Raw genomic sequence first — 21,985 nt, 5'->3', positions numbered from 1 at the left:
CCGGGGGGGGGCCCGGGGGCGGGGGGGGGGGCGCGGGCGGGGCGCGCCGGGGGGGGGGGGGGGGCCCCCGGCCCCCCGGCCGCCCCCCCCTCGCCGTACCGGCCGGTGTCCCTACCGGCCGTTGAACGCGTCCTTCAGGCGCGAGAACAGCCCCTGCTGCCCCGGCTGGAACTGGCCGGTCGGCCGCTCCTCGCCGCGCAGCTTGGCCAGCTCGCGCAGCAGCCGCTCCTGCTCGGCGTCCAGCTTGCCGGGGGTCTGCACCTCGACGTGCACGATGAGGTCACCGCGTCCGTTGCCGCGCAGATGGGTGATGCCGCGCCCGTGCAGCGGGACCGACTGGCCGGACTGCGTACCGGGCCGGATGTCGATCTCCTCCATGCCGTCGAGGGTCTGCAGCGGCACCTGCGTGCCCAGCGCGCCCGCCGTCATCGGGATGGTGACCGTGCAGTGCAGGTCGTCGCCGCGCCGCTGGAAGGTCTCGTGCGGGGTCTCGTGGATCTCGACGTACAGGTCTCCGGCGGGGCCGCCGCCGGGGCCGACCTCGCCCTCGCCCGCCAGCTGGATCCGGGTGCCGTTGTCGACACCGGCCGGGATCTTCACGGTGAGGGTGCGGCGGGAGCGGACCCGGCCGTCGCCCGCGCACTCGGGGCACGGGGTCGGGACGACGGTGCCGAAGCCCTGGCACTGCGGGCAGGGGCGGGAGGTCATGACCTGGCCCAGGAAGGACCGGGTGACCTGGGAGACCTCGCCACGGCCGCGGCACATGTCGCAGGTCTGCGCGGAGGTGCCCGGTGCGGCGCCCTCGCCGGAACAGGTCGTGCAGACGACCGCCGTGTCGACCTGGAGGTCCTTGGTGGTGCCGAAGGCCGCCTCGTTGAGGTCGATCTCCAGGCGGATCATGGCGTCCTGGCCGCGCCGGGTCCGCGAGCGCGGGCCGCGCTGCGAGGCCGTGCCGAAGAAGGCGTCCATGATGTCGGAGAAGTTGCCGAAGCCACCGGCTCCGAAGCCGCCCGCGCCGCCTCCGCCGGAGGCCGACAGCGGGTCGCCGCCCAGGTCGTAGACCTGCTTCTTCTGCGGGTCCGAGAGGACCTCGTAGGCGGCGTTGATCTCCTTGAATCGTTCCTGCGTCTTCGGATCGGGATTGACGTCCGGGTGCAGCTCGCGGGCGAGCCTCCGGAAAGCCTTCTTGATCTCGTCCTGGGACGCGTCGCGGCGCACGCCGAGCACGGCGTAGTAGTCCGTGGCCACTACGACTCCGCCAGGATCTGTCCGACGTAACGTGCCACTGCGCGTACCGCTCCCATCGTTCCGGGGTAGTCCATGCGGGTCGGTCCGACCACGCCGAGTTTGGCGACTGCCTCGCCGCCCGAACCGTAGCCGACCGAGACGACGGACGTGGAACTCAGTCCCTCGTGGGCGTTCTCATGCCCGATACGTACGGTCATGCCCGATTCCTTGGCCTCGCCGAGCAGCTTGAGGAGCACGACCTGCTCCTCAAGGGCTTCGAGCACCGGCCTGATCATCACAGGAAAATCGTGTCCGAAGCGGGTGAGATTGGCGGTGCCGCCGATCATCAGCCGCTCCTCGTGCTCCTCGACCAGGGTTTCGAGGAGGGTAGCGAGCACGGTCGAGACCGTCGCGCGGTCCTCCGCCTCCTCGAACGACTCGGGGAGGTCCTGCACCAGCTGCGGCACGTCGGCGAACCGGCGGCCGACGACCCGGCTGTTGAGCCGGGCCCGCAGATCGGCGAGCGCGGTCTCCCCGAAGGGCGCGGGACAGTCGACGACCCGCTGCTCGACCCTGCCGGTGTCGGTGATGAGCACCAGCATCAGTCGGGCGGCGGCCAGCGAGAGCAGCTCCACGTGCCGCACGGTCGAACGGGTCAGCGAGGGGTACTGGACGACGGCCACCTGGCGGGTCAGCTGGGCGAGCAGCCGGACCGTACGGCTGACGACGTCGTCCAGATCGACCGCGCCGTCGAGGAAGTTGTGGATGGCCCGGCGCTCGGGCGTCGACAGCGGCTTCACCCCGGCCAGCCGGTCGACGAAGAGCCGGTAGCCCTTGTCCGTGGGGATGCGGCCCGCGCTGGTGTGGGGCTGCGCGATGTAGCCCTCGTCCTCCAGGACGGCCATGTCGTTGCGGACGGTGGCGGGCGAGACGCCCAGCCTGTGGCGCTCCGTGAGCGCCTTGGACCCGACGGGCTCCTCCGTCCCGACGTAGTCCTGGACGATGGCCCGCAGCACCTCGAGCCTGCGTTCGCTGAGCATCGTGCACACCTCCAGCTGCCGTCGTCGTTCCGGTTGCTCCGCTTTTGGCACTCGACCGGTCCGAGTGCCAGAGATCCCCGGCCAGTGTACGGCGGCGGGCGTCGCTCCTGGCAAGGAGGCGGCGCCCCCACCGGTTAGCGTCGCCGCATGGACGTCGAATGGGAAGCGTACGGATGGGAGCGTCTCGCGGACGGGGTGGGCCGCAGACGGCTCCCCGGCTGGGACGCCACGACCGGTCTCGTGCTGGGAGAACGGGCGGTGCTCCTGTACGACACGGGGTCCTCGCTCGCCGAGGGGGCCGAGCTGCGGGCGCAGGTCGCGGGCCTCACCGGCGGCCGGGGAGTGACGCACATCGCACTGGGCCACCCCCATTTCGATCACGTGTTCGGCACGGCGGTGTTCGCGGGCGCCGAGGTGTTCGGCGCGGTCGGCACGGACGAACTGCTCCGCCGCCCCCGGGAGCGGGAGGCCCTGCTCGCGGACGCGGTGCGGCACGGGCTCGACCCGGCCGCCGCGGCGGAGGCGGCGGACGTCCTGGTGGCCCCCCGGCACGTGGTCTGCGGCGAGTGGACGCTCGACCTGGGCGGCCGCCGGGTCCTCCTGGCGAACGTGGGCCCCGGGCACACCGGCCACGATCTGGCGCTCCTGGTACCCGGCGAGCGGGAGGTGGTGTTCTGCGGCGACCTGGTCGAGGAGTCGGGCGAGCCGCAGGCGGGCCCGGACGCGGTCCCGGCGCGCTGGCCGGACGCGCTGGACCGGCTGCTCTCCCTCGGCGGCGAGGACGCGGTGTACGTGCCGGGGCACGGGGCCGTGGTGGACGCCCCGTTCGTGCGACGCCAGCGCGAAGAACTGGCACGGCGGTTCTCCGTGGCCTAACGTCGCCCGAATGCGCAGCTACAACCCGGATCTGACGCCCCCTTGGAAGAGGTCGGCCCCCGTCCCCGAGGTCCCCGCCGACCCGGACCTGGTCGTCGAGGAGGTCACCACCGGTTTCTGCGGGGCGGTGATCCGCTGCGAGGCGGGCACGGTGACCCTGGAGGACCGCTTCGGCAAGCACCGGGTGTTCCCGCTCGACCCGCGCGGCTTCCTGCTCGAAGGCCGGGTGGTGACCCTGGTCCGCCCGGCCTCCCCGGCCCCGGCGCGCCCCGCGCGGACGGCCTCCGGCTCGGTCGCCGTACCGGGGGCGCGGGCCCGGGTGGCGCGGGCGGGCCGGATCTACGTGGAGGGCCGTCACGACGCCGAGCTGGTGGAGCGGGTCTGGGGCGACGACCTGCGGATCGAGGGCGTGGTCGTGGAGTACCTGGAGGGTGTCGACGACCTGCCGGCGATCGTGGCGGAGTTCGGTCCGGCCCCGGACGCCCGGCTGGGCGTCCTGGTGGACCACCTGGTCCCGGGCTCGAAGGAGTCGAGGATCGCGGCCCGGGTGACCTCTCCGGACGTCCTGGTCGTGGGGCACCCGTACATCGACGTCTGGGAGGCGGTGAAGCCGTCCTCCCTCGGCATCCCGTCCTGGCCGACGGTCCCGCGCGGCCAGGACTGGAAGACGGGCGCGTGCCGGGCCCTGGGCTGGCCGGAGAACACGGGAGCGGCCTGGCAGCACATCCTGTCGAGGGTGACGAGCTACAAGGACCTGGAACCGGAGCTGCTGGGCGCGGTGGAACGGCTGATCGACCATGTGACCGTGCCCTGAACTCCGGGGACTCCGGTCGGCTCGCCGTGACGCCCGGAGCCCGGCCCCTGTCCGCACTCGGCGGAGGTGTTCCGCCGGCCGGTCCGTCCGCGCGGCCGAGCGGCTCCCCCTCCCCCGCGACGGCGGGCGTACGGCCGCCGTCGGGCGTCGCCCTCGCTCAGTCCACCAGGTCCCGGACCACCGCGTCGGCGAGCAGCCGTCCCCGCAGGGTCAGGACGGCCCGCCCGTCCGCGTAGGGGCCGGGGTCGAGGAGCCCGTCCGCCAGGGCCTTCCGGGAGGCGGCGAGTCCGGCGGGTCTCAGCAGCTCCAGGGGGCAGCCCTCCCTGAGCCGCAGTTCGAGCAGGACGCGCTCCACCCGCCGGTCCTCGGCCGGGAGCAGCTCCCGGCCCGCCCCCGGCGACTTCCCGGCGGCGAGGGCGGCCGCGTACGTCCCCGGGTGCTTCACGTTCCACCAGCGGACCCCGCCCACGTGGCTGTGCGCGCCCGGTCCCGCGCCCCACCAGTCGGCGCCCCGCCAGTACAGCTCGTTGTGGAGGCAGCGCCCGGCCTCCGAGGTGGCCCAGTTGGAGACCTCGTACCACTCGAATCCGGCCCGGGAGAGGACGTCCTCGGCGATCAGGTACCGGTCGGCGTGGACGTCGTCGTCGGTCATGGGGACCTCGCCGCGCCGGATGCGGCGGGCGAGCTGCGTGCCCTCCTCGACGATCAGGGCGTAGGCGCTGACGTGGTCGGGGCCCGCGCCGATGGCCGCCTCCAGGGAGGCCCGCCAGTCGTCGTCGGACTCACCGGGCGTGCCGTAGATCAGGTCCAGGTTGACGTGGTCGAACCCGGCGGCGCGCGCCTCGGCGACACAGGCCTCGGGCCGGCCGGGCGTGTGGGTGCGGTCGAGGATCTTCAGGACGTGCTGCCGGGCGCTCTGCATCCCGAAGGAGACGCGGTTGAAGCCGCCCGCCCGCAGTTCCGCGAGGTAGTCGGGGCCGACGGACTCCGGGTTGGCCTCGGTGGTCACCTCGGCGTCGTCGGCGAGCCCGAACTCCTCCCTGACCGCCGCCAGCATCCGGACGAGGTCCCCGGCGGCGAGCAGGGTGGGCGTGCCGCCGCCGACGAACACGGTCCGCACCGGGCGGGGGTCGTCGCCGAGCACCTTCCGGGCGAGCCGGATCTCCTCGACGACCTGCTCGGCGTAGTTGTCGCGGGAGGCGAGCACGCCTCCGGTGCCGCGCAGCTCGCTCGCCGTGTAGGTGTTGAAGTCGCAGTAGCCGCAGCGGGTCGCGCAGTACGGCACGTGCAGATAGAAACCGAGCGGCCGTTCCCCGGCCCCTTCGAGGGCGTGCGGGGGCAGCGACCCGTCGTCGGGAACGGTCTCACCATCGGGCAGTACGGAAGGCATGGCCCCATTGTCCCGTACCGCCCGGAGTCGGCGCCCGCCCCTGTGGACGGGCGGGCGCCTGTGGACGAACCGGTCACCCCTGGGTGCGGCCGATCACGGCCGTCGGCCCGGTCGCCGCCCCCTCCAGGACACCGCCAAGGCACCGCCGGGACGCCCGGGAGCCGCCCGGGGCGCCCGCCCGGCGTGGTCCACGGCTCCGGTCGGGGCCCGTCCGGTCAGGACTCCCGGGAGCCCGCGTACATCTCCTCGATGAGCGTCCTGTACTCGCGCTCCACCACCGGCCGCTTCAGTTTGAGCGAGGGGGTGAGCTCGCCGTGCTCGATGTCGAGGTCGCGCGGCAGCAGCCGGAACTTCTTGATCGTCTGCCAGCGCTGGAGGCCCTCGTTGAGGCGGTCGACGTAGCCCTGGACCATCCTCACCGTCTGCGGCGCGGCGACGACCTCGGCGTACGTACGGCCCGCGAGGTCGTGCTCGGCGGCCCAGCCGAGGAGGGTGGGCTCGTCGAGGGAGATCAGCGCGGTGCAGTAGTTCCGGTCGGCGCCGTGCACCAGGATGTTGGAGACGAACGGGCAGACGGCCTTGAACCGGCCCTCGACCTCGGCCGGTGCGATGTACTTGCCGCCGGACGTCTTGATCAGGTCCTTCTTGCGGTCGGTGATCCGCAGATAGCCGTCGGCGGACAGCTCGCCGATGTCGCCGGTGTGGAACCAGCCGTCGGACTCCAGGACCTCGGCGGTCTTCTCGGGCAGCCCGTGGTAGCCCTCCATGATGCCGGGGCCGCGCAGCAGGATCTCGCCGTCGTCGGCGACCCGGACCTCGGTGCCGGGGAGCGGCTTGCCGACGGTGCCGGTGCGGTAGGCCTCGCCCGGGTTCACGAAGGAGGCGGCGGATGACTCGGTCAGGCCGTACCCCTCCAGGATGTGGATGCCCGCACCGGCGAAGAAGTAGCCGATGTCGGGGGCGAGGGCGGCGGAGCCGGAGATGCAGGCGCGCAGGTTGCCGCCGAAGGCCTCGCGGATCTTGGCGTAGACGAGGGCGTCGGCGATCTTGTGCTGGGCGGTGAGGCCGAAGGGCGCGGAGGCGGTGCCGGTGCGGCGGAAGCTGTCCTGGGTGGCCTTGGCGTACGCGCGGGCGATCCCGGCGGCCCACTGGAAGATCTTGTACTTGGCGCCGCCTCCGGCGCGGGCCTTGGCGGCGACGCCGTTGTAGACCTTCTCGAAGATGCGGGGGACGGCGGCCATGTAGGTCGGCCGGACCACCGGCAGGTTCTCGATGATCTTGTCGACGCGGCCGTCTACGGCGGTGACGTGCCCGACCTCGATCTGGCCGGAGGTGAGGACCTTGCCGAAGACGTGTGCCAGCGGCAGCCACAGGTACTGGACGTCGGCCTGGGTGACGAGGCCGGTGGCGGCGATGGCCTTGGCCATGTAGGACCAGTTGTCGTGCGGGAGGCGGACGCCCTTGGGGCGGCCCGTGGTGCCGGAGGTGTAGATGAGGGTGGCGAGCTGGGTGGCGGTGATCGCCCCGACCCGCTCCTTGACGGCCTCGGGGTGCTTCTCCAGGTGGGCCCGGCCGCGCGCCTCCAGATCGGCGAGGCTGAGGACCCATTCGCCGTCGCCCTCCACCCCGGTGGCGTCGACGACGACCACATGGCGCAGGTGCGGCAGTCCGGTACGGCGCTCCACGGCCTTGGCGAGCTGGGCCGCGTCCTCGGCGATCAGCACCCGGGACTCGGAGTCGGAGAGGATGAACGCCGACTCCTCGGCATTGGTCTGCGGGTAGACCGTGGTGGTCGCGGCGCCCGCGCACATCACGCCGAGGTCGGCGAGGATCCATTCGACGCGGGTGGAGGAGGCGAGGGCGACCCGCTCCTCGGGCCGTACGCCGAGGTCGACGAGGCCGGCGGCGATGGCGAAGACCCGGTCGGCGGCCTGGCTCCAGCTGAGCGACTTCCAGTCGTCCGGGCCGGTTCCGGAGGCGGCGGGCACCGGGTAGCGGTAGGCCTCCGCGTCCGGAGTCCGCTCGACGCGCTCAAGGAAGAGGGTCGCCACGGAGGGCGGTCGGTTCTCGATCTGGGTCTGTGTGTCGCTCACGACGTCCTCCGGGCGGCGGCGGTGCCTTCTGGCGGTTCGTAAAAAACTGGCGAGTAACCTTCGAGCCGGGATCAGACTAAAGGCCCGGGGACCGGCGCGTAAGGCCTTGCAGGGCGTCGCTTGATAACGAACGGGCCCACGCGCACCCGGCGCGTGGACCCGTTCGTTGCATCATGAAGCTACTTCTGGCGGTCCGGCTACTTCTTCTTGCCGGAGGACTCGTCGCTCGACAGGACGGCGATGAACGCCTCCTGCGGCACCTCCACCGAGCCGACCATCTTCATGCGCTTCTTGCCCTCCTTCTGCTTCTCCAGCAGCTTCCGCTTGCGGGAGATGTCACCGCCGTAGCACTTGGCGAGGACGTCCTTCCGGATGGCGCGGATGGTCTCGCGGGCGATCACCCGGGAGCCGATGGCCGCCTGGATCGGCACCTCGAACGCCTGCCGCGGGATGAGTTCGCGCAGCTTGGCGACCAGCCGCACGCCGTAGGCGTAGGCGGCGTCCTTGTGCGTGACGGCGGAGAAGGCGTCGACCTTGTCGCCGTGCAGCAGGATGTCGACCTTGACCAGGCTGGACGCCTGCTCGCCGGTGGGCTCGTAGTCGAGGGAGGCGTAACCGCGCGTCTTGGACTTCAGCTGGTCGAAGAAGTCGAAGACGATCTCCGCGAGGGGCAGGGTGTAGCGGATCTCGACCCGGTCCTCGGAGAGGTAGTCCATTCCGATGAGCGTGCCCCGGCGGGTCTGGCACAGCTCCATGATGGCGCCGATGAACTCGCTGGGGGCGAGGATCGTGGCGCGCACGACGGGCTCGTACACGTCGTCGATCTTGCCCTCGGGGAACTCGCTCGGGTTGGTGACCGTGTGCTCGCTGCCGTCCTCCATGACCACGCGGTAGACCACGTTGGGGGCGGTGGCGATCAGGTCGAGGCCGAACTCGCGCTCCAGACGCTCGCGGATCACGTCCAGGTGGAGCAGACCGAGGAAGCCGACGCGGAAGCCGAAGCCGAGCGCGGCGGAGGTCTCCGGCTCGTAGACCAGGGCGGCGTCGTTGAGCTGGAGCTTGTCGAGGGCCTCGCGGAGGTCCGGGTACTCCGAGCCGTCCAGCGGGTAGAGCCCCGAGAAGACCATCGGCTTCGGGTCCTTGTAGCCGCCCAGCGCCTCGGTGGCGCCCTTGTGCAGGGAGGTGATCGTGTCACCGACCTTGGACTGGCGGACGTCCTTCACACCGGTGATGAGGTAGCCCACCTCGCCCACGCCGAGACCGTCGGACGCGGTCATCTCGGGCGAGGAGACGCCGATCTCCAGCAGTTCGTGACTGGCGCCGGTCGACATCATCTTGATGCGCTCGCGCTTGTTGAGCTGCCCGTCGACCACTCGTACGTACGTCACGACACCGCGGTACGAGTCGTAGACCGAGTCGAAGATCATCGCGCGGGCGGGGGCGTCCGCGTCGCCCACCGGGGCGGGGATGTCCCGGACCACCCGGTCCAGCAGCGCCTCGACGCCCACGCCGGTCTTCGCGGAGACCTTGAGGACGTCCTCCGGCTGGCAGCCGATGAGGTTCGCCAGCTCTTCGGCGAACTTCTCCGGCTGGGCGGCGGGCAGGTCGATCTTGTTCAGGACCGGGACGATGGTGAGGTCGTTCTCCATCGCCAGGTACAGGTTGGCCAGCGTCTGCGCCTCGATGCCCTGCGCCGCGTCGACCAGCAGGACCGTGCCCTCGCAGGCGGCGAGCGAACGCGAGACCTCGTACGTGAAGTCGACGTGCCCCGGGGTGTCGATCATGTTCAGGATGTGCGTCCTGCCCTCACCCTGCCCGTCGGTCGGCGCCCACGGCAGCCGCACCGCCTGGGACTTGATCGTGATGCCGCGCTCCCGCTCGATGTCCATGCGGTCGAGGTACTGGGCACGCATCTGCCGCTGGTCGACCACACCGGTCAGCTGGAGCATCCGGTCGGCGAGCGTGGACTTGCCGTGGTCGATGTGCGCGATGATGCAGAAGTTGCGGATCAGAGCCGGGTCGGTACGGCTCGGCTCGGGCACGTGGGTAGGAGTCGCGGGCACGCAGGGTCTCGTCTCGGGGCGATGTCGGATCGATACGTAGGTTCCATGGTCCCATGCCCGCCGCCCGACGCCCGAGTTTGGGCGGCCGAGGGGGTCGCTGATACTGTGGACAGCTGTGTCTCGTATGCCCTCTCAGCTGCGAGGCGCATCCAGAAGGAACACCGAACCTGTAAAGGCTCTTTTCGTGGCGAACATCAAGTCCCAGATCAAGCGGAACAAGACGAACGAGAAGGCGCGCCTGCGCAACAAGGCCGTCAAGTCCTCGCTCAAGACCGCGATCCGCAAGGCCCGCGAGGCCGTCGCCGCCGGCGACTTCGAGAAGGCCACCGTTGCCTCTCGTGCCGCCGCGCGTCAGCTCGACAAGGCTGTCTCGAAGGGCGTCATCCACAAGAACGCCGCCGCCAACAAGAAGTCGGCGCTGGCCACCAAGGTTGCCGCTCTCCAGGGCTGAGCTCTGATGTGATCGGCCGTACGGGACCCAGCGGGCCCTCTCTCCCGCTCCCGCCCGGCCACCCAGGACTCGCACGCGGACGCGTTCGCCACGCGGGTGCGAGCCCATCTTCTTCACCCGAGGCCCCGCTCCTTCCCCTTCCCCGGGGGAGAGCGGGGCCTTCGGCATGGGGGGAGGGGACTCTTTCCCGTGCTCCACGGGCCCCAGGGCGCACGCCAGACGGGGTCAGGGGCAGGCGCGGGTCAGGGGGCGCAGGCGGGTCAGGCCCCCTCGCGTAGAGCTTCGACCGGTGCGCGCGTGACGCGCGCGTAGCGGACTCCGACGTCGGAGGGCGTACGGCTCGGTGCGCGGGGTTCTTCAGCGGGTGCCGTCCCGTCCGTACGCCGGAGAGCGCCGCCGCCTCCAGGGGTTTCCGGGGCGGCCCGGAGTCCTCCGGGCCGACCGCGCGGGCCCGCTATTCCCCGCGCCGCATCCTCGCCGCGCGGGCCACCGCGACCACCGCCTTCTCCAGGGCGTACTCCGGGTCGTCCCCGCCGCCCTTCACCCCGGCGTCCGCCTCGGCGACCGCCCGCAGCGCGACGGACACCCCGTCCGGGGTCCAGCCCCGCATCTGCTGACGCACCCGGTCGATCTTCCAGGGCGGCATTCCCAGCTCACGGGCGAGGTCGGCGGGCCGTCCGCCCCGGGCCGACGACAGCTTGCCGATCGCCCGGACTCCCTGGGCGAGCGCGCTGGTGATGAGGACCGGCGCGACCCCGGTCGAGAGCGACCAGCGCAGGGCCTCCAGGGCCTCCGCCGCCCGTCCCTCGACGGCGCGGTCCGCGACGTTGAAGGAGGAGGCCTCGGCCCGTCCGGTGTAGTACCGGCCGACGACCGCCTCGTCGATCGTGCCGTCCACATCGGCCGTGAGCTGCGCGGCTGCGGCCGCGAGCTCCCGCAGGTCACTGCCGATCGCGTCCACGAGCACCTGACACGCCTCGGGTGTCGCCGACCGTCCGACGGCCCGGAACTCCTGCCGGACGAACGTCAGCCGCTCCGCGGGCTTCGTCGTCTTCGGGCAGGCCACCTCCCGCGCGCCCGCCTTCCGCGCGGCGTCGAGCAGGCCCTTGCCCTTGGCCCCGCCCGCGTGGAGCAGGACCAGCGAGATGTCCTCGACCGGATCGTCGAAGTACGCCTTGACGTCCTTGACCGTGTCGGCGGAGAGGTCCTGCGCGTTCCGCACGACCAGGACCTTGCGCTCGGCGAAGAGCGAGGGGCTGGTCAGCTCGGCCAGCGTCCCGGGCTGGAGCTGGTCGGACATGAGGTCGCGCACGTCGGTGTCGGCGTCGGCGGCGCGGGCGGCCGCCACCACCGCCTGCACGACACGGTCGAGGAGCAGGTCCTCCTGCCCCACGGCGAGCGTCACGGGACCGAGGAGGTCGTCGGGAGAAGTCTTTCTGGTGGCCATCGCGTTCCAGCATCCCACGGGCCACTGACAGCGATGCCCGAGAATGGCCGGGTGAGCGAACGACACGTACTGGTACTGCCCGACCGCGACGCCGCCGAGGAGGTCGCGGGCGAGCTCCCCGACCGTTTCGGCCTGGCCGAGGAACCCCAGCTCGTACGGGACGCCCTGGCGGGTGAGGACGACGCCGAGGACGCCCAGTGGCTGGTGGTCGTCGAGGACCCGGAAGGCAGGCTCGACCCGGCGGCACTGGACGGTCTCGCCGCCGAGTACGAGGGGTGGCTGGAGGCCCCGTAGGGGCCGTCGGGGCCGTCGGGGGGGGGCGGGCCGAGAGCCGTAGCGGGGCAGACCCCGGGGGCCGGGCTGTGTGAGCCCGCGGTCTCAGTCCGCGCGCGAGCCGCGCAGGAGGCGTCGGACCATGTCGACCGCGAGGTCCTCGGCGCGGTGGGCCGGGGGCAGGGCGCCGCTCCCGGCGAGGGCGGCGATGCCGTGGAGCCCGGCGAGCAGGACCACTCCGAAGCGCTCCGGGTCGCCGAGCGACGCACCGCCTCCGGCGAAGAGGCCGAGCAGGAGACCCCCGCAGGCGTCGGAGGCGGCGCGCACCTCGGGGGCCCGCTCGTCGTGCTTGCGCGCGTACATCACCTCCAGCAGGGCGGGGTGCGCGGTGGCGAAGCGGACGTAGGCCAGGGCCGTGTCGGTCAGCCGCTCCTCGAAGTCCCGGCCGTCGTCGGACACCGCGCCCCGCAGCCGCTCACCCAGGCGGCCGAAGCCCTCGACGGCCAGGGCGTCGAGCAGGGCCTGGCGGTCCGGGAAGTGCCGGGCGGGGGCGGCGTGCGAGACGCCGAGGTCACGGGCGAGCGAACGCAGGGAGAGGGCCTCGACGCCGCTGTCCGCGAGGACGGTCTCGGCTCGGGCCAGCAGTTCGGTCCGCAGATTTCCGTGGTGGTACGCCATGGCGGCATCCTACCCCCCGCATGTTGTCGTTGACATCATTGTTGTCGATGCCTACATTGGATCCATGAGCAAGCACCCCTGGACCACCGCAGACATTCCCGACCAGACCGGACGCACCGCCGTCGTCACCGGCGCCAACACCGGCCTCGGCTTCCAGACGGCGGCGGCGCTCGCCGCGAAGGGCGCGCACGTCGTCCTCGCCGTACGGAACACGGACAAGGGCCGCACGGCCGCCGAGCGGATCACCGCACTGTCCCCGGGCGCCGCCGTCACCGTCCAGAAGCTCGACCTGAGCGCCCTCGCATCGGTCCGCGCCGCCGCCGCGCGACTGCGCGACGACTTCCCGCGCATCGATCTGCTGATCAACAACGCCGGGGTGATGTGGACTCCCCGATCGACGACGGCGGACGGCCACGAGCTGCAGTTCGGCACCAACCACCTCGGCCACTTCGCACTCACCGGACTGCTCCTCGACCGTCTGCTGCCCGTCCCCGGCTCACGCGTGATCACCGTCAGCAGCGGCGCCCACCGGCTGGGCGCCTCCATCGACTTCGACGACCTGGACTCCGAGCGCCGCTACAGCCCGGCGCGCGCCTACGGGCAGTCCAAGCTGGCGAACCTGCTGTTCGCCTACGAGCTGCAGCGCCGTCTGGCCGACCGGGGCACCACCGTCTCGCTCTCGGCCCACCCCGGCGGAGCCGCCACCGACCTGAGCCGCGACTTCAGCCCGCCCGTACGGCTCCTGTTCGACAAGGTCCTCGTGCCGCTGTTCGCCCAGGGTCCGGAGCAGGGGGCCCTGCCGTCCCTGCGTGCCGCCACCGATCCCCGGGCGACCGGCGGCCAGTACTACGGCCCGGACGGCATCACCGGTATGCGCGGACACCCCCGGCCCGTGACGTCCAGCGCCAGGTCCCACGACCGGGCGACCCAGCGTCGGCTCTGGACCGTGTCCGAGGAACTGACCGGCGTCACCTACCCCGTATGACCCGTCCCGGCGTCCCACCACACGCCACCCCGCACTCCCTCCCGGGCGCACCGGCCGCCGGTCGTGGCCGACGCGCCGCCCCACCCGCACAGCGAAGGACCAGCGAATGAGAGTGATCCTCTTCGGAGCGACCGGCATGGTCGGCCGGGGCGTCCTGCGCGAATGCCTCCGCTCCCCGGAGATCGACCGGGTCCTGGTGGTCGGGCGCACCCCGACCGGGCTCGCGCACCCCGAGCTGAGGGAGATCACCCACCCCGACCTCGCGGAGCTGATGAACCGCCCCGGCATCGAGGACGAGCTGTCCGGGTACGACGCCTGCTTCTACTGCCTCGGAGTCTCCTCCGCCGGGCTGAGCCCGGAGGCGTACCGGCGGATCACCCACGACCTGACCCTGACCGTGGCCCGCGTCCTGGCCGACGCGAGCCCCGGCCTCACCTTCGTGTACGTCTCGGGGCAGGGGACGGACACCAGCGAACGGGGCAGGAGCAGATGGGCCCGGGTGAAGGGGAGGACGGAGAACGATCTGCTCGCCCTGCCCCTGTCCACCTACCTCTTCCGCCCCGGATACATCCAGCCCCTGCACGGCATCACCTCCAGGACGCCCCTCTACCGGGCCCTCTACGCCGTCACCGCTCCCCTCTTCCCGCTGATCAGACGGCTGGCGCCCCACCAGGTGACCACCACCGAGGCCATCGGCCGGGCGATGCTCTCGGTCGCCGCCACCGGCACCCCCGGGCCGTACCTCGACAGCCGCTCGATCAACGAGGCCGCCGCCCAGTGACGTTGACGGAGCCTCAGGCCGCCTTCCGGACGGGCACCGGCTCCTCGTCCCTGGTGGGCAGCTCCCTCATCCACGGCAGCGGGGAGGGCAGCAGCCACAGCACGGCGAAGGCGGCGCCGACGGTGGCGATCCACAGGGTCGGACGCAGCCCGATCGCGGTCCCGAGCAGTCCGCCGACCAGTGCGCCGAGCGGCCGGAACCCATGGTTGAGCGTCCGGAAGGCGCCCATGACCCGGGCCCTCACCGCGTCGGGTATCAGAGCCATCTGGAAGGAGCCCGCAGCGACGTCCACGACCATCACCCCGATACAGGAGAGGAACTCCGCCAGGAACAGCACGCCCACCAGCACCGGCAGCGGCCCGCCCGCCAGCGGCACCAGGAGCAGCGGGAGGGTGAAGCCGAGGAAGCCCGCGACGAGCGCCCCGCCGATGCCGAGCCGCCGTACGACCGCTCCGCTGCACACCGCGCCGAGCAGTCCGCCCACGGCGCCGGTGGCGAGCACCAGCCCGAGCATCCCGGCCCCGAGGCCGAGTTCGACGGTCACGTAGAGCACGAAGAGCGTGTGGAACATGTAGTTGAAGAACTGGACCGTGCCCGACGCGGCGAACAGGGCCCGCATCGAAGGCTCCCGGACCACCCACCGCAGCCCTTCGGTGAAATGCCCCTTGACGACCGGCGCGGGCGGCGGCTCGACCGTCTTGATCCGCGCCAGGTATCCGGCCGACACCAGATACGTGACGGCGTCCGCGACCAGGGCGAAGGGGGCGGTGAGGAACTGCACCAGGAGCCCGCCGGCCCCGGGCCCGGCCAGCCAGGCCGTCGAACGGCTTCCGTTCACCAGCGAGTTCGCCTGTACGTACTGATCCGGGGGTACGAGCGCCACGAAGAGCGTGGTGTTGCAGGCCTCGAAGAGCACGGTGAGCGCCCCGACGCCGAACGCCACCACGTACAGCTGGGTCAGCGTCAGCGCGTCCAGCGCGTAGGCCACCGGCAGGGACAGCACCAGTGCCGCCCGCCCGATGTCGGTCGCCACCATGGCCCGTCGACGGCTGGTCTGCCGGTCGGCCCAGGCCCCGAAGGGCAGGTTGAGCAGGAGGGCCGGCAGGAGTTCGACGGTCTTGAGCCAGCCCATCGCTGCGGCGTCCGCGCCCAGGACGAGGACGGCGGCGAGCGGGATCGCCATGAGCGATATCTGGTCCCCCGCGAGGGACACGGTCTGTCCGGTCCAGTAGCGCCGGAAGGTGCGTTCGCGCAGCAGCGGCGGCACCCGGTCCCTCAGGGCCATGCGGTTCACTCCGCTCCGCTCTCGGTGACTTCCTGGTCCAGATAGGCGATGCGCACGATGCTGACGGGCCGCGAGCCCTCCGGCCGCAGGGACCGGTCGGACGCGCGCGCCTCGTAGGGCCGCATCAGTTCGTCGATCCGGGCGCCGAGGGCGGTCAGCTCCTCAGGGGTGAGGTGGAGCATCGTGTCGCCGAACTGCTCGGCCTGCCGCCACTCCTTCGACAGCTGTCGCCGGTTCTCCATGGCCCGGGTGACCCGCTCGAAGTAACGCTCGGCGATGGCCGAACCGAGCGCGTCGGCCGCCTCCGCGACCGCCGGGTCCTCGCTGTACTCCGGCCACTCGGTGTACAGCGCCGTGGCCCGCCAGGGCTTCTCCCGCCCCTTGCCGCCGGGCGCCTGCTCCACGAGCCCGTATTTGGCGAGTATCCGCAGGTGGTAGGAGCAACTGGCGACGGACTCCCCCGTCAGCTCGGCCGCCCGGGTGGCCGTGAACGGCCCGTTGGTACGCAGCATCCCCACCAGGGTCATCCGCAGGGGATGCGCGTAGGCCCGCAGGGCGCGCGGGTCGGTGAGCCGAACACTGCGGGGCTGTTCGCCCTCGGACCGCTCGCCCTCGGACTGGGGATCACTGTTCTCCGACATGATGTAAAGATATCTTTAGAAAGATTTCTTTACAAGCATTTCTTTAGATGTACGGGGAGGGGCGAGGCCCAGAGGGCGAGGGGGCCCTCCCCCCCTCCCCCTCGCCCCCCACCCACCCCGCCCCTCATCTGCCCCTCATCCGCCCCTCGGCACCGCCACGAGCCCGTTCCCCGACCCCACCACCGCGACGGCCCCGTCCCGGTCGGTCCGCAGCACCCGCGCTCCGCCGTCCCGCAGCAGGTCCAGCGTCCGGGGCGAGGGGTGACCGTACGGGTTGTCCCGGCCCGTCGACACCAACGCGAGCCTCGGCCGCACGGCCCGCGTCAACCCCGGGTCCTGGTACGCGGAACCGTGGTGGGCGACCTTGAGCACATCGACCGGCGGGAGCTCCGGATGGGCTCTCAGCAGTGCCCGCTGCGCCGGTGGCTCCAGGTCCCCGAGCAGCAACAGGGTCAGTCCACCGGCCGCCCGGACCAGCAGGGCGACACTGGCGTCGTTCGGCCCCTCGAAGAACTCCCCGCCTCCTGCTCCTGCCCCCGCCATCGGCCAGAGCACCCGCCACTCCAGGCTCCCCACTCGTCGCCGCTCGCCCGGCCCGGCACGGATCAGTGGCACGCGTGCCGCCGCCGCCGTCCGCCGGACGAACGCGGCCTGGGCGGGCGGCTCTTCGAGACTCGTCGCCTGGATCGCTCCGACTTCCCTCCCCCGCAACACTCCCGGGAGCCCGGCCACATGGTCCGCGTGGAAGTGGGTCAGCAGCAGCAACGGCACTCTCCGGACCCCGAGTTCGCTCAGGCACCGGTCCACGGCTGCCGGGTCCGGGCCCGCGTCCACCACGACGCCCGCGTCCCCGCCCGCCGCGAGCACCGTCGCGTCCCCCTGTCCCACCGAGCACATCGCGTACACCCAGCCCGGCGGCGGCCACCCGGTGGCCCACCGGGTCAGGGGCACCGGCCGCGTCACCACGAGCAACAGCACCACCGCCAGCAACGATCCGATCGGCCCCCGGTACGGCAGCCCGCGCGCCCCGAACACCAACAGGACCGTGAGCGCCGCCAGGGCGAGACCACCCCACCATCCGCCGGGCCAGGCCATTTCCGCCCCCGGCAGCGCCGCGCCGGTACGGGCCACCCGCACGATCCACCCGGCCGGCCACCCCGCCAGCCACGCCAGCCACTCCGCCGCCGACGCCCACAGCGGCGCCACCGCGAGCGCGGCGAAACCGAGCACCGTGGCGGGCGCCACCGCGAGTTCGGCCAGCAGGTTCGCGGGGATCGCGACCAGGCTCACCCGGGCGGCGAAGACCACCACGACCGGAGCGCAGACCGCCTGCGCCGCCAGTGCGGCCGCGAGCGCCTCAGCGAGTCCGCCGGGTACCCCGCGCCGCCGCAGCGCCTCGCTCCACCGGGGTGCGAGGGTGAGCAGCGCCCCGGTCGCCAGGACCGAGAGCAGGAAGCCGTAACTCCGCGCGAGCCAGGGGTCGTAGAGCACCAGGAGCAGCACGGCCGCGGCCAGTGCGGGGATCAGCGATCTCCGCCTGCCGGTCCCGATCGCGAGGAGGACGACGAGCCCGCAGGCCGCCGCCCGCAGCACGCTCGGATCCGGTCGGCAGACGACCACGAACGCGAGCGTCAGCGCTCCGCCCGCCAACGCGGTGCCCCGCAGCGAGAGTCCCAGCCGGGGTGCGAGTCCACCGCGCTCCACCCGATGGGCCCGTCCCGGCCGTCCGACGAGCAGGAGCAGCACGATGGAGAGGTTGCTCCCGGATACGGCCAGAAGATGAGTGAGGTCGGTCGCCTCGAAGGCGTCTCTCAGCTCCGGCCCGATCCGGGAGGTGTCCCCCACCACCAGGCCCGGCAGCAGGGCCCGCGCGTCCGGTGCGAGCCCCTCGGTCGCCCGGCGCAGTCCGGCGCGCAGTTCCCCCGCCATCTGTTGCGGCGCGGTGGGCGGCCCGACGATCCTGGGCGGCCCGGCCCCGTCCGTCTTGAGCACCCCCGCGTACGGCTCGCCCGGCCGTGCCGGACCCAGCCGTCCGGTGATCCTCAGCCGGGTGGAGGGCAGGAGCCGTAGCCATTCCGACCGGCCCTCCCCCGGCGGCACGATCACCAGGACCGGGGCCCTGGTCCGGACGGCCCCGTCGTCCGGTGCCGCGCCCGTCCGGCGGTGCGCCCAGACGTCCGGCAGCACCGGCCGCCGCGCCTCGGTCACCACGCCGTCCAGGACGACGGACACGGGGACCGTCCCGCTTCCCCGCACCCTGGGCCTGGTGAGCCTCGGGTCGGAGGCCACCGTCACCTCCAGGTGCACGCGCGCGGCGTCCTCCGCCAGTGCCGGGACGGGTCCTCTCCGCAGGTCCGCCGCGTGCAGTCCCGCCGAGGTCGCCCCGGCAGCGGCGCACAGCAACGCCCCGGCGCACGCGGTCGTCCGCAGTCCCCACCCCGCTGCCCCCTTCCGCTCCCGGTCGCCTCCCCGCCCCTCCTTGCCGGACCGTCCCACCGGGCCGTCGCCGCGCCGCTCCCCGTCCCGCCCCCCGCCACGGTGCCGCCACCGCGCCACGACCGGCGCCAGCAGGACCGTGGCCGCCACCAGACAGCCCCCGGCACCGGCGAACGTCCACCACCCGGTGGCGCCCAGTGCCCAGGCGGCGGCCACCCATGCCGCCACCGCGAGCGGTACGAGCCGCAGATCCGTCGGCCCCTCGTCCCTCCGGTACGTCGTGGGGCGTTCTGTCCTCCCCGAGTCCGTCGGGTCCCCGTCCCTTCCGGGACTCCGGGCCGTCGTCCTGTCTCGTTCCTCGACCGCCGCTTCCCCGTGCCCCGAAACCGTCTCCGTGCCCCGCGCCCCGCCCTGCCCCTCGCTCCGCCTCATGGCCGGACCAGTGGTTCGAGGTCGGCGAACCGGCGCTCACCGATGCCGTTGACCTGCCGTAATTCCCCGACCGAGCGGAAGCCTCCGTGCTCTGCCCGGTGGTCGACGATGTGCCCGGCGAGGACGGGGCCGACCCCCGGGAGAGCGTCGAGTTGCTCCACCGTGGCCGTGTTCAGGCTCAGCGGCACCCCCGGCCCGCCGCTGCCCGTACCGGGACCGGAGCCAGGCCCTGTGGCGGAGATGCCCGGCAGTCCGACGAGGACCTGTTCGCCGTCGAGGAGCACCCGGGCCCGATTGAGGCCCGTGAGGTCCGTGTTCTCCTTCGCGCCGCCCGCCGCGCGCAGGGCGTCCGCGACCCGGGACCCGGCGGGCAGCGTCAGCACCCCGGGCCTGTGGACCTTGCCACCGACGTCGACGATCACCTTCGCCCCGCCCGGATTCGCCCCGCCCTGGGCGGGAAGCGCGCCCCGTCCCGCTGCCGCCCCGGCGCGCGGCACGGGCCCTGGTGCGGACGGGTCCATGGACGTGGCGGCCCGTACGAGGTCGGGAGCGCGCACCGGCTCCGGTCGCCCGGTCCAGAAGTAGCCGCCCGCGAGGCCACCGGCCACCACCAGGACCACCGTCAGGGCGGCCAGTGTCCTCGGTTCGAGGCCGCACCGGGTCTGCACCCACACCGGGGTCCGCTCGCGCAGTGCCGCCGCGAGTCGTCGGCGGGCCCCGGGCGGCGAGCCGCGCTGCCATGCCTCGGGTTCCTCAGGGGTTCCCCGCAGCGGTTCGGCCGCAGTCTCCTGCGGGGCCGCTCCCGGGAACAGCGCGTCGCCCCGGTGCCGGGCGCCGTCCACCGGCGCCACGACCACCCGCCGGACGCGAACCCGCCGCCTGACCCGCCCGGAGGCCGTACCGTGCCCGGATACCGCGCCATGCCCTGCCGCCGGACCGTGCCCAGGCTCCGTACCGCGTCCCGTGGCCGTATCCCGCGCTCCGGGGCGGCTCCGGTCGTCTGCCCTGGGCGCCCTGCCCGGCCCGCTCGTGACCCCGCTCATGGCCACGGTCCTGGCCCTGCCCCTGGCCACGCTCGTCGGTGGGTGCGCCGGACCCGGGGCGTCGGGAAGGTCCATCGGACGATCGGGAAGAGTCGTTGCCGTACGTGTGTGAAGAGTCATACGGCTGACGGTAGGGACCGCGACCCCGCCGTGCGGGGCGCGTTCGGGTTCCGTGGACAGGCGCCCCGCTGTGGAAAACCCCGTCACCCTCCTGGCGGATGGACAGCCTCAGCGGGGGGAGACGACGACCGCGAGCAACCCGGGGCCCGTGTGCGCGCCGATAACCGCGCCCACTTCGCTGACCTGCACGTCTGCCGTGCCCGGTACGCGTTCCCTGAGCCGGTCGGCGAGGGCGGCGGCCCGTTCGGGCGCGGAGAGGTGGTGGACGGCGATGTCCACGGCGCCGGTACCGGCCCGTTCCACGGCGATCTCCTCCAGGCGGGCGATGGCCTTCGAGGCCGTCCGCACCTTCTCCCGTAGTTCGATCCGTCCGTTGTGGAGTTCGAGGAGCGGTTTCACCGCGAGCGCGGAGCCGAGGAGTGCCTGCGCGGCGCCGATCCGGCCGCCCCGGCGCAGATAGTCGAGGGTGTCGACGTAGAAGTAGGCGCTGGTTCCCTCGGCGCGTTTCTCCGCGGCGGCGACCGCTTCGTCGAGGGAGCCGCCCGCCTCGGCGACCCTGGCGGCCTCCAGGGCGCAGAAGCCGAGTGCCATGCCCATCATCCGGGTGTCGACGACCCGTACGGGCAGGGGTGCGTCCTTCGCCGCGAGCACGGCGGCGTCATAGGTGCCGGAGACCTCGGCGGACAGATGGAGCGAGACGACGCCCTTCGCCCCGGCCTCGGCGGCTTCCCGGTAGGCCTCGGCGAAGACTTCGGGGCTCGGCCGTGAGGTGGTGACGGGCCGTCTCTTCTGCAGGGCCTCGGCGAGTGCCTGCGCCGAGATCTCGGTGCCCTCCTCCAGGGCGCGGTCGCCGATGACGACGGTCAGCGGCACCGTGGTGATGGCGTGCCGCTCCCTCGTCCGACGTGGCAGGTAGGCCGTGGAATCGGTGACGATCGCGACATGCCGGGACATGAGCGGGAGGTTACCCGGCGTTGCCTCGGTGTGGCAGCCCGGCCCCCACCGCCGATGTCCGGCGGGTCCGTCCGGGGGTGTGGACCCGGGGCGGTCCCGGGCCGGTCGGGGGGTCAGGTGGTCGTCTCGGGGCGGGCCGACTTCTCCCAGGAGTAGGGGGTCCGCCGGGGGTCGGGGGCGGTGATCGCGGGCCGTTCGTCCTCGTGGCCCGGAGCGGCCTGTCCCGCCTGCCCGTGCTGTTCGTGCTGTGTGTGCTGTTCCGAGGACTGTCCCCATCCGGTCCGTCCTCCGGGGGCGGTGCCGGTGGCGCCGGTCCCGGCCGACGTGGTCTCGGGGCCGGTCCAGTGGCGCAGGGCTCCCGCCTCGACGTCGATCTGGTCGCTGAGCGCCGACAGGTCGTCCTCGGCGAACTTCAGGGCCCGGTCCCGGGCCGCGCGGCGCAGCGCGTCGGCGGAGCCGGTGATCCGCTCGGTGCGGGCGGTGAGGTCGGGGAGCTGCCCGGACACCCAGGCCCGGTCGGGTTCCCGTTCGAGGCGCCTGAGGTCGTCGTCCAGTTCGAGCCCGTGCGCGCTGAGCCGGTGGAACAGGTCGAGGGACTCCTTCAGGGAGGCGTCCTCTCCGACACCGGCCTGGAGGGCCTCCTGGGTGGCCCGCATCGAGGTGCGCAGGGAGAGCCGGAGTCTGGCCAGCTCGCCCGCGACTCCCGCCTGGCCGAAGCTCTTGGCCCGCAGGGTGGTGTCCTCGACCGTGCGCCGGGCCTGGTCGATCGTGCGGTCGACCCCGCGCTTGGCCGCCTTGACCGCCTTGACCGTCACGTAGACGCCGAGCGCCACGAACGACAAGAAGAGCAGCGCCATGATCGTGATAATCGCGGCTTCCATGTGCGCCCCTCCGGCGTCCGTCGAGTCCCCACTGATGTGGTTCCTCCACGGTAAACGGAAGAGGCAGGTCGGGGG

General features: G+C 72.8%; 19 protein-coding genes. 6 read left to right on the top strand and 13 right to left on the bottom strand.

The features are described 5' to 3' along the window. Positions 1-111: 111 nt before the first annotated feature. Both dnaJ and hrcA read right to left on the bottom strand, forming a co-directional pair. A complete protein-coding gene (gene dnaJ, locus ACIO92_RS05635) occupies positions 112-1,248 on the bottom strand; it encodes a molecular chaperone DnaJ (protein WP_366440533.1) in 1,137 nt (378 codons plus the stop codon). Continuing rightward, on the bottom strand, positions 1,248-2,267 hold the full coding sequence (hrcA, locus tag ACIO92_RS05630) for a heat-inducible transcriptional repressor HrcA (protein ID WP_351792922.1): 1,020 nt from the start codon (positions 2,265-2,267) through the stop codon (positions 1,248-1,250). Before hrcA ends, dnaJ begins: the two co-directional genes overlap by 1 nt. Positions 2,268-2,414: 147 nt before the next feature. Between hrcA and ACIO92_RS05625 the strand changes: the two genes are divergently transcribed. Next, a complete protein-coding gene (locus ACIO92_RS05625; RefSeq protein WP_402282351.1) occupies positions 2,415-3,143 on the top strand; it encodes an MBL fold metallo-hydrolase in 729 nt (242 codons plus the stop codon). A 10-nt stretch (positions 3,144-3,153) separates the two neighbouring features. Then, positions 3,154-3,957, top strand: coding sequence for a DUF3097 domain-containing protein (locus tag ACIO92_RS05620; RefSeq protein WP_401238015.1), 804 nt, complete (start codon positions 3,154-3,156; stop codon positions 3,955-3,957). A 157-nt stretch (positions 3,958-4,114) separates the two neighbouring features. Here the strand turns inward: ACIO92_RS05620 and hemW are convergent, their stop codons facing one another. The 3 genes from hemW to lepA form a co-directional block, all read right to left on the bottom strand. Continuing rightward, the gene (hemW, locus tag ACIO92_RS05615; RefSeq protein WP_366440536.1) at positions 4,115-5,347 is read right to left on the bottom strand and encodes a radical SAM family heme chaperone HemW; all 1,233 of its coding nucleotides are present in this window, start codon (positions 5,345-5,347) and stop codon (positions 4,115-4,117) included. Between the two features lie 215 nt (positions 5,348-5,562). Continuing rightward, positions 5,563-7,440, bottom strand: a complete 1,878-nt coding sequence (locus ACIO92_RS05610) for an AMP-dependent synthetase/ligase (RefSeq protein WP_402282348.1) — start codon at positions 7,438-7,440, stop codon at positions 5,563-5,565. Between the two features lie 197 nt (positions 7,441-7,637). Beyond that, positions 7,638-9,503, bottom strand: a complete 1,866-nt coding sequence (gene lepA, locus ACIO92_RS05605; RefSeq protein WP_366440538.1) for a translation elongation factor 4 — start codon at positions 9,501-9,503, stop codon at positions 7,638-7,640. A gap of 184 nt (positions 9,504-9,687) precedes the next feature. Between lepA and rpsT the strand changes: the two genes are divergently transcribed. After that, positions 9,688-9,954 (top strand): 30S ribosomal protein S20, encoded by a 267-nt coding sequence (rpsT, locus tag ACIO92_RS05600; RefSeq protein ID WP_351792905.1) that lies wholly within the window; start codon positions 9,688-9,690, stop codon positions 9,952-9,954. A 454-nt stretch (positions 9,955-10,408) separates the two neighbouring features. Here rpsT and holA read toward each other — a convergent pair whose 3' ends face one another. Further along, positions 10,409-11,401 carry a DNA polymerase III subunit delta gene (gene holA, locus ACIO92_RS05595; protein ID WP_366440539.1) on the bottom strand — a complete coding sequence of 331 codons (993 nt, stop codon included), beginning with the start codon at positions 11,399-11,401 and terminating at the stop codon, positions 10,409-10,411. A gap of 33 nt (positions 11,402-11,434) precedes the next feature. Here holA and ACIO92_RS05590 point away from each other — a divergent pair, with 33 nt between their 5' ends. Continuing rightward, complete coding sequence (locus tag ACIO92_RS05590) at positions 11,435-11,695, top strand: hypothetical protein (RefSeq protein WP_384860157.1); 261 nt, start codon at positions 11,435-11,437, stop codon at positions 11,693-11,695. 84 nt (positions 11,696-11,779) lie between these two features. Here the strand turns inward: ACIO92_RS05590 and ACIO92_RS05585 are convergent, their stop codons facing one another. Beyond that, complete coding sequence (locus tag ACIO92_RS05585; RefSeq protein ID WP_366440540.1) at positions 11,780-12,352, bottom strand: TetR/AcrR family transcriptional regulator; 573 nt, start codon at positions 12,350-12,352, stop codon at positions 11,780-11,782. 64 nt (positions 12,353-12,416) lie between these two features. On the opposite strand from ACIO92_RS05585, the gene ACIO92_RS05580 reads away from it, so the two are divergent. After that, a complete protein-coding gene (locus ACIO92_RS05580) occupies positions 12,417-13,337 on the top strand; it encodes an oxidoreductase (protein WP_402055245.1) in 921 nt (306 codons plus the stop codon). Positions 13,338-13,443: 106 nt separating this feature from the next. Continuing rightward, positions 13,444-14,118 carry an NAD-dependent epimerase/dehydratase family protein gene (locus tag ACIO92_RS05575; protein WP_402282344.1) on the top strand — a complete coding sequence of 225 codons (675 nt, stop codon included), beginning with the start codon at positions 13,444-13,446 and terminating at the stop codon, positions 14,116-14,118. 13 nt (positions 14,119-14,131) lie between these two features. Here ACIO92_RS05575 and ACIO92_RS05570 read toward each other — a convergent pair whose 3' ends face one another. The 6 genes from ACIO92_RS05570 to ACIO92_RS05545 all read right to left on the bottom strand — a co-directional run bounded on the left by ACIO92_RS05570 (position 14,132) and on the right by ACIO92_RS05545 (position 21,910). Continuing rightward, positions 14,132-15,403 carry an MFS transporter gene (locus tag ACIO92_RS05570; protein WP_402055242.1) on the bottom strand — a complete coding sequence of 424 codons (1,272 nt, stop codon included), beginning with the start codon at positions 15,401-15,403 and terminating at the stop codon, positions 14,132-14,134. Between the two features lie 5 nt (positions 15,404-15,408). Then, positions 15,409-16,044 carry a helix-turn-helix domain-containing protein gene (locus ACIO92_RS05565; RefSeq protein WP_366440544.1) on the bottom strand — a complete coding sequence of 212 codons (636 nt, stop codon included), beginning with the start codon at positions 16,042-16,044 and terminating at the stop codon, positions 15,409-15,411. 135 nt (positions 16,045-16,179) lie between these two features. After that, a complete protein-coding gene (locus tag ACIO92_RS05560) occupies positions 16,180-18,912 on the bottom strand; it encodes a ComEC/Rec2 family competence protein (protein WP_402282342.1) in 2,733 nt (910 codons plus the stop codon). After that, a complete protein-coding gene (locus ACIO92_RS05555) occupies positions 18,909-19,769 on the bottom strand; it encodes a helix-hairpin-helix domain-containing protein (protein WP_402282340.1) in 861 nt (286 codons plus the stop codon). The genes ACIO92_RS05560 and ACIO92_RS05555 overlap by 4 nt, the downstream gene beginning before the upstream one ends. Before the next feature lie 414 nt (positions 19,770-20,183). Beyond that, positions 20,184-21,029 carry a DegV family protein gene (locus ACIO92_RS05550; protein WP_366440547.1) on the bottom strand — a complete coding sequence of 282 codons (846 nt, stop codon included), beginning with the start codon at positions 21,027-21,029 and terminating at the stop codon, positions 20,184-20,186. 113 nt (positions 21,030-21,142) lie between these two features. Continuing rightward, on the bottom strand, positions 21,143-21,910 hold the full coding sequence (locus ACIO92_RS05545) for a hypothetical protein (protein WP_401238002.1): 768 nt from the start codon (positions 21,908-21,910) through the stop codon (positions 21,143-21,145). Positions 21,911-21,985: the final 75 nt, after the last annotated feature.

It is taken from the genome of Streptomyces sp. NPDC087215 (assembly GCF_044744885.1).
GTDB lineage: Bacteria > Actinomycetota > Actinomycetes > Streptomycetales > Streptomycetaceae > Streptomyces.
This window is presented reverse-complemented; position numbering and strand designations above follow the sequence as displayed.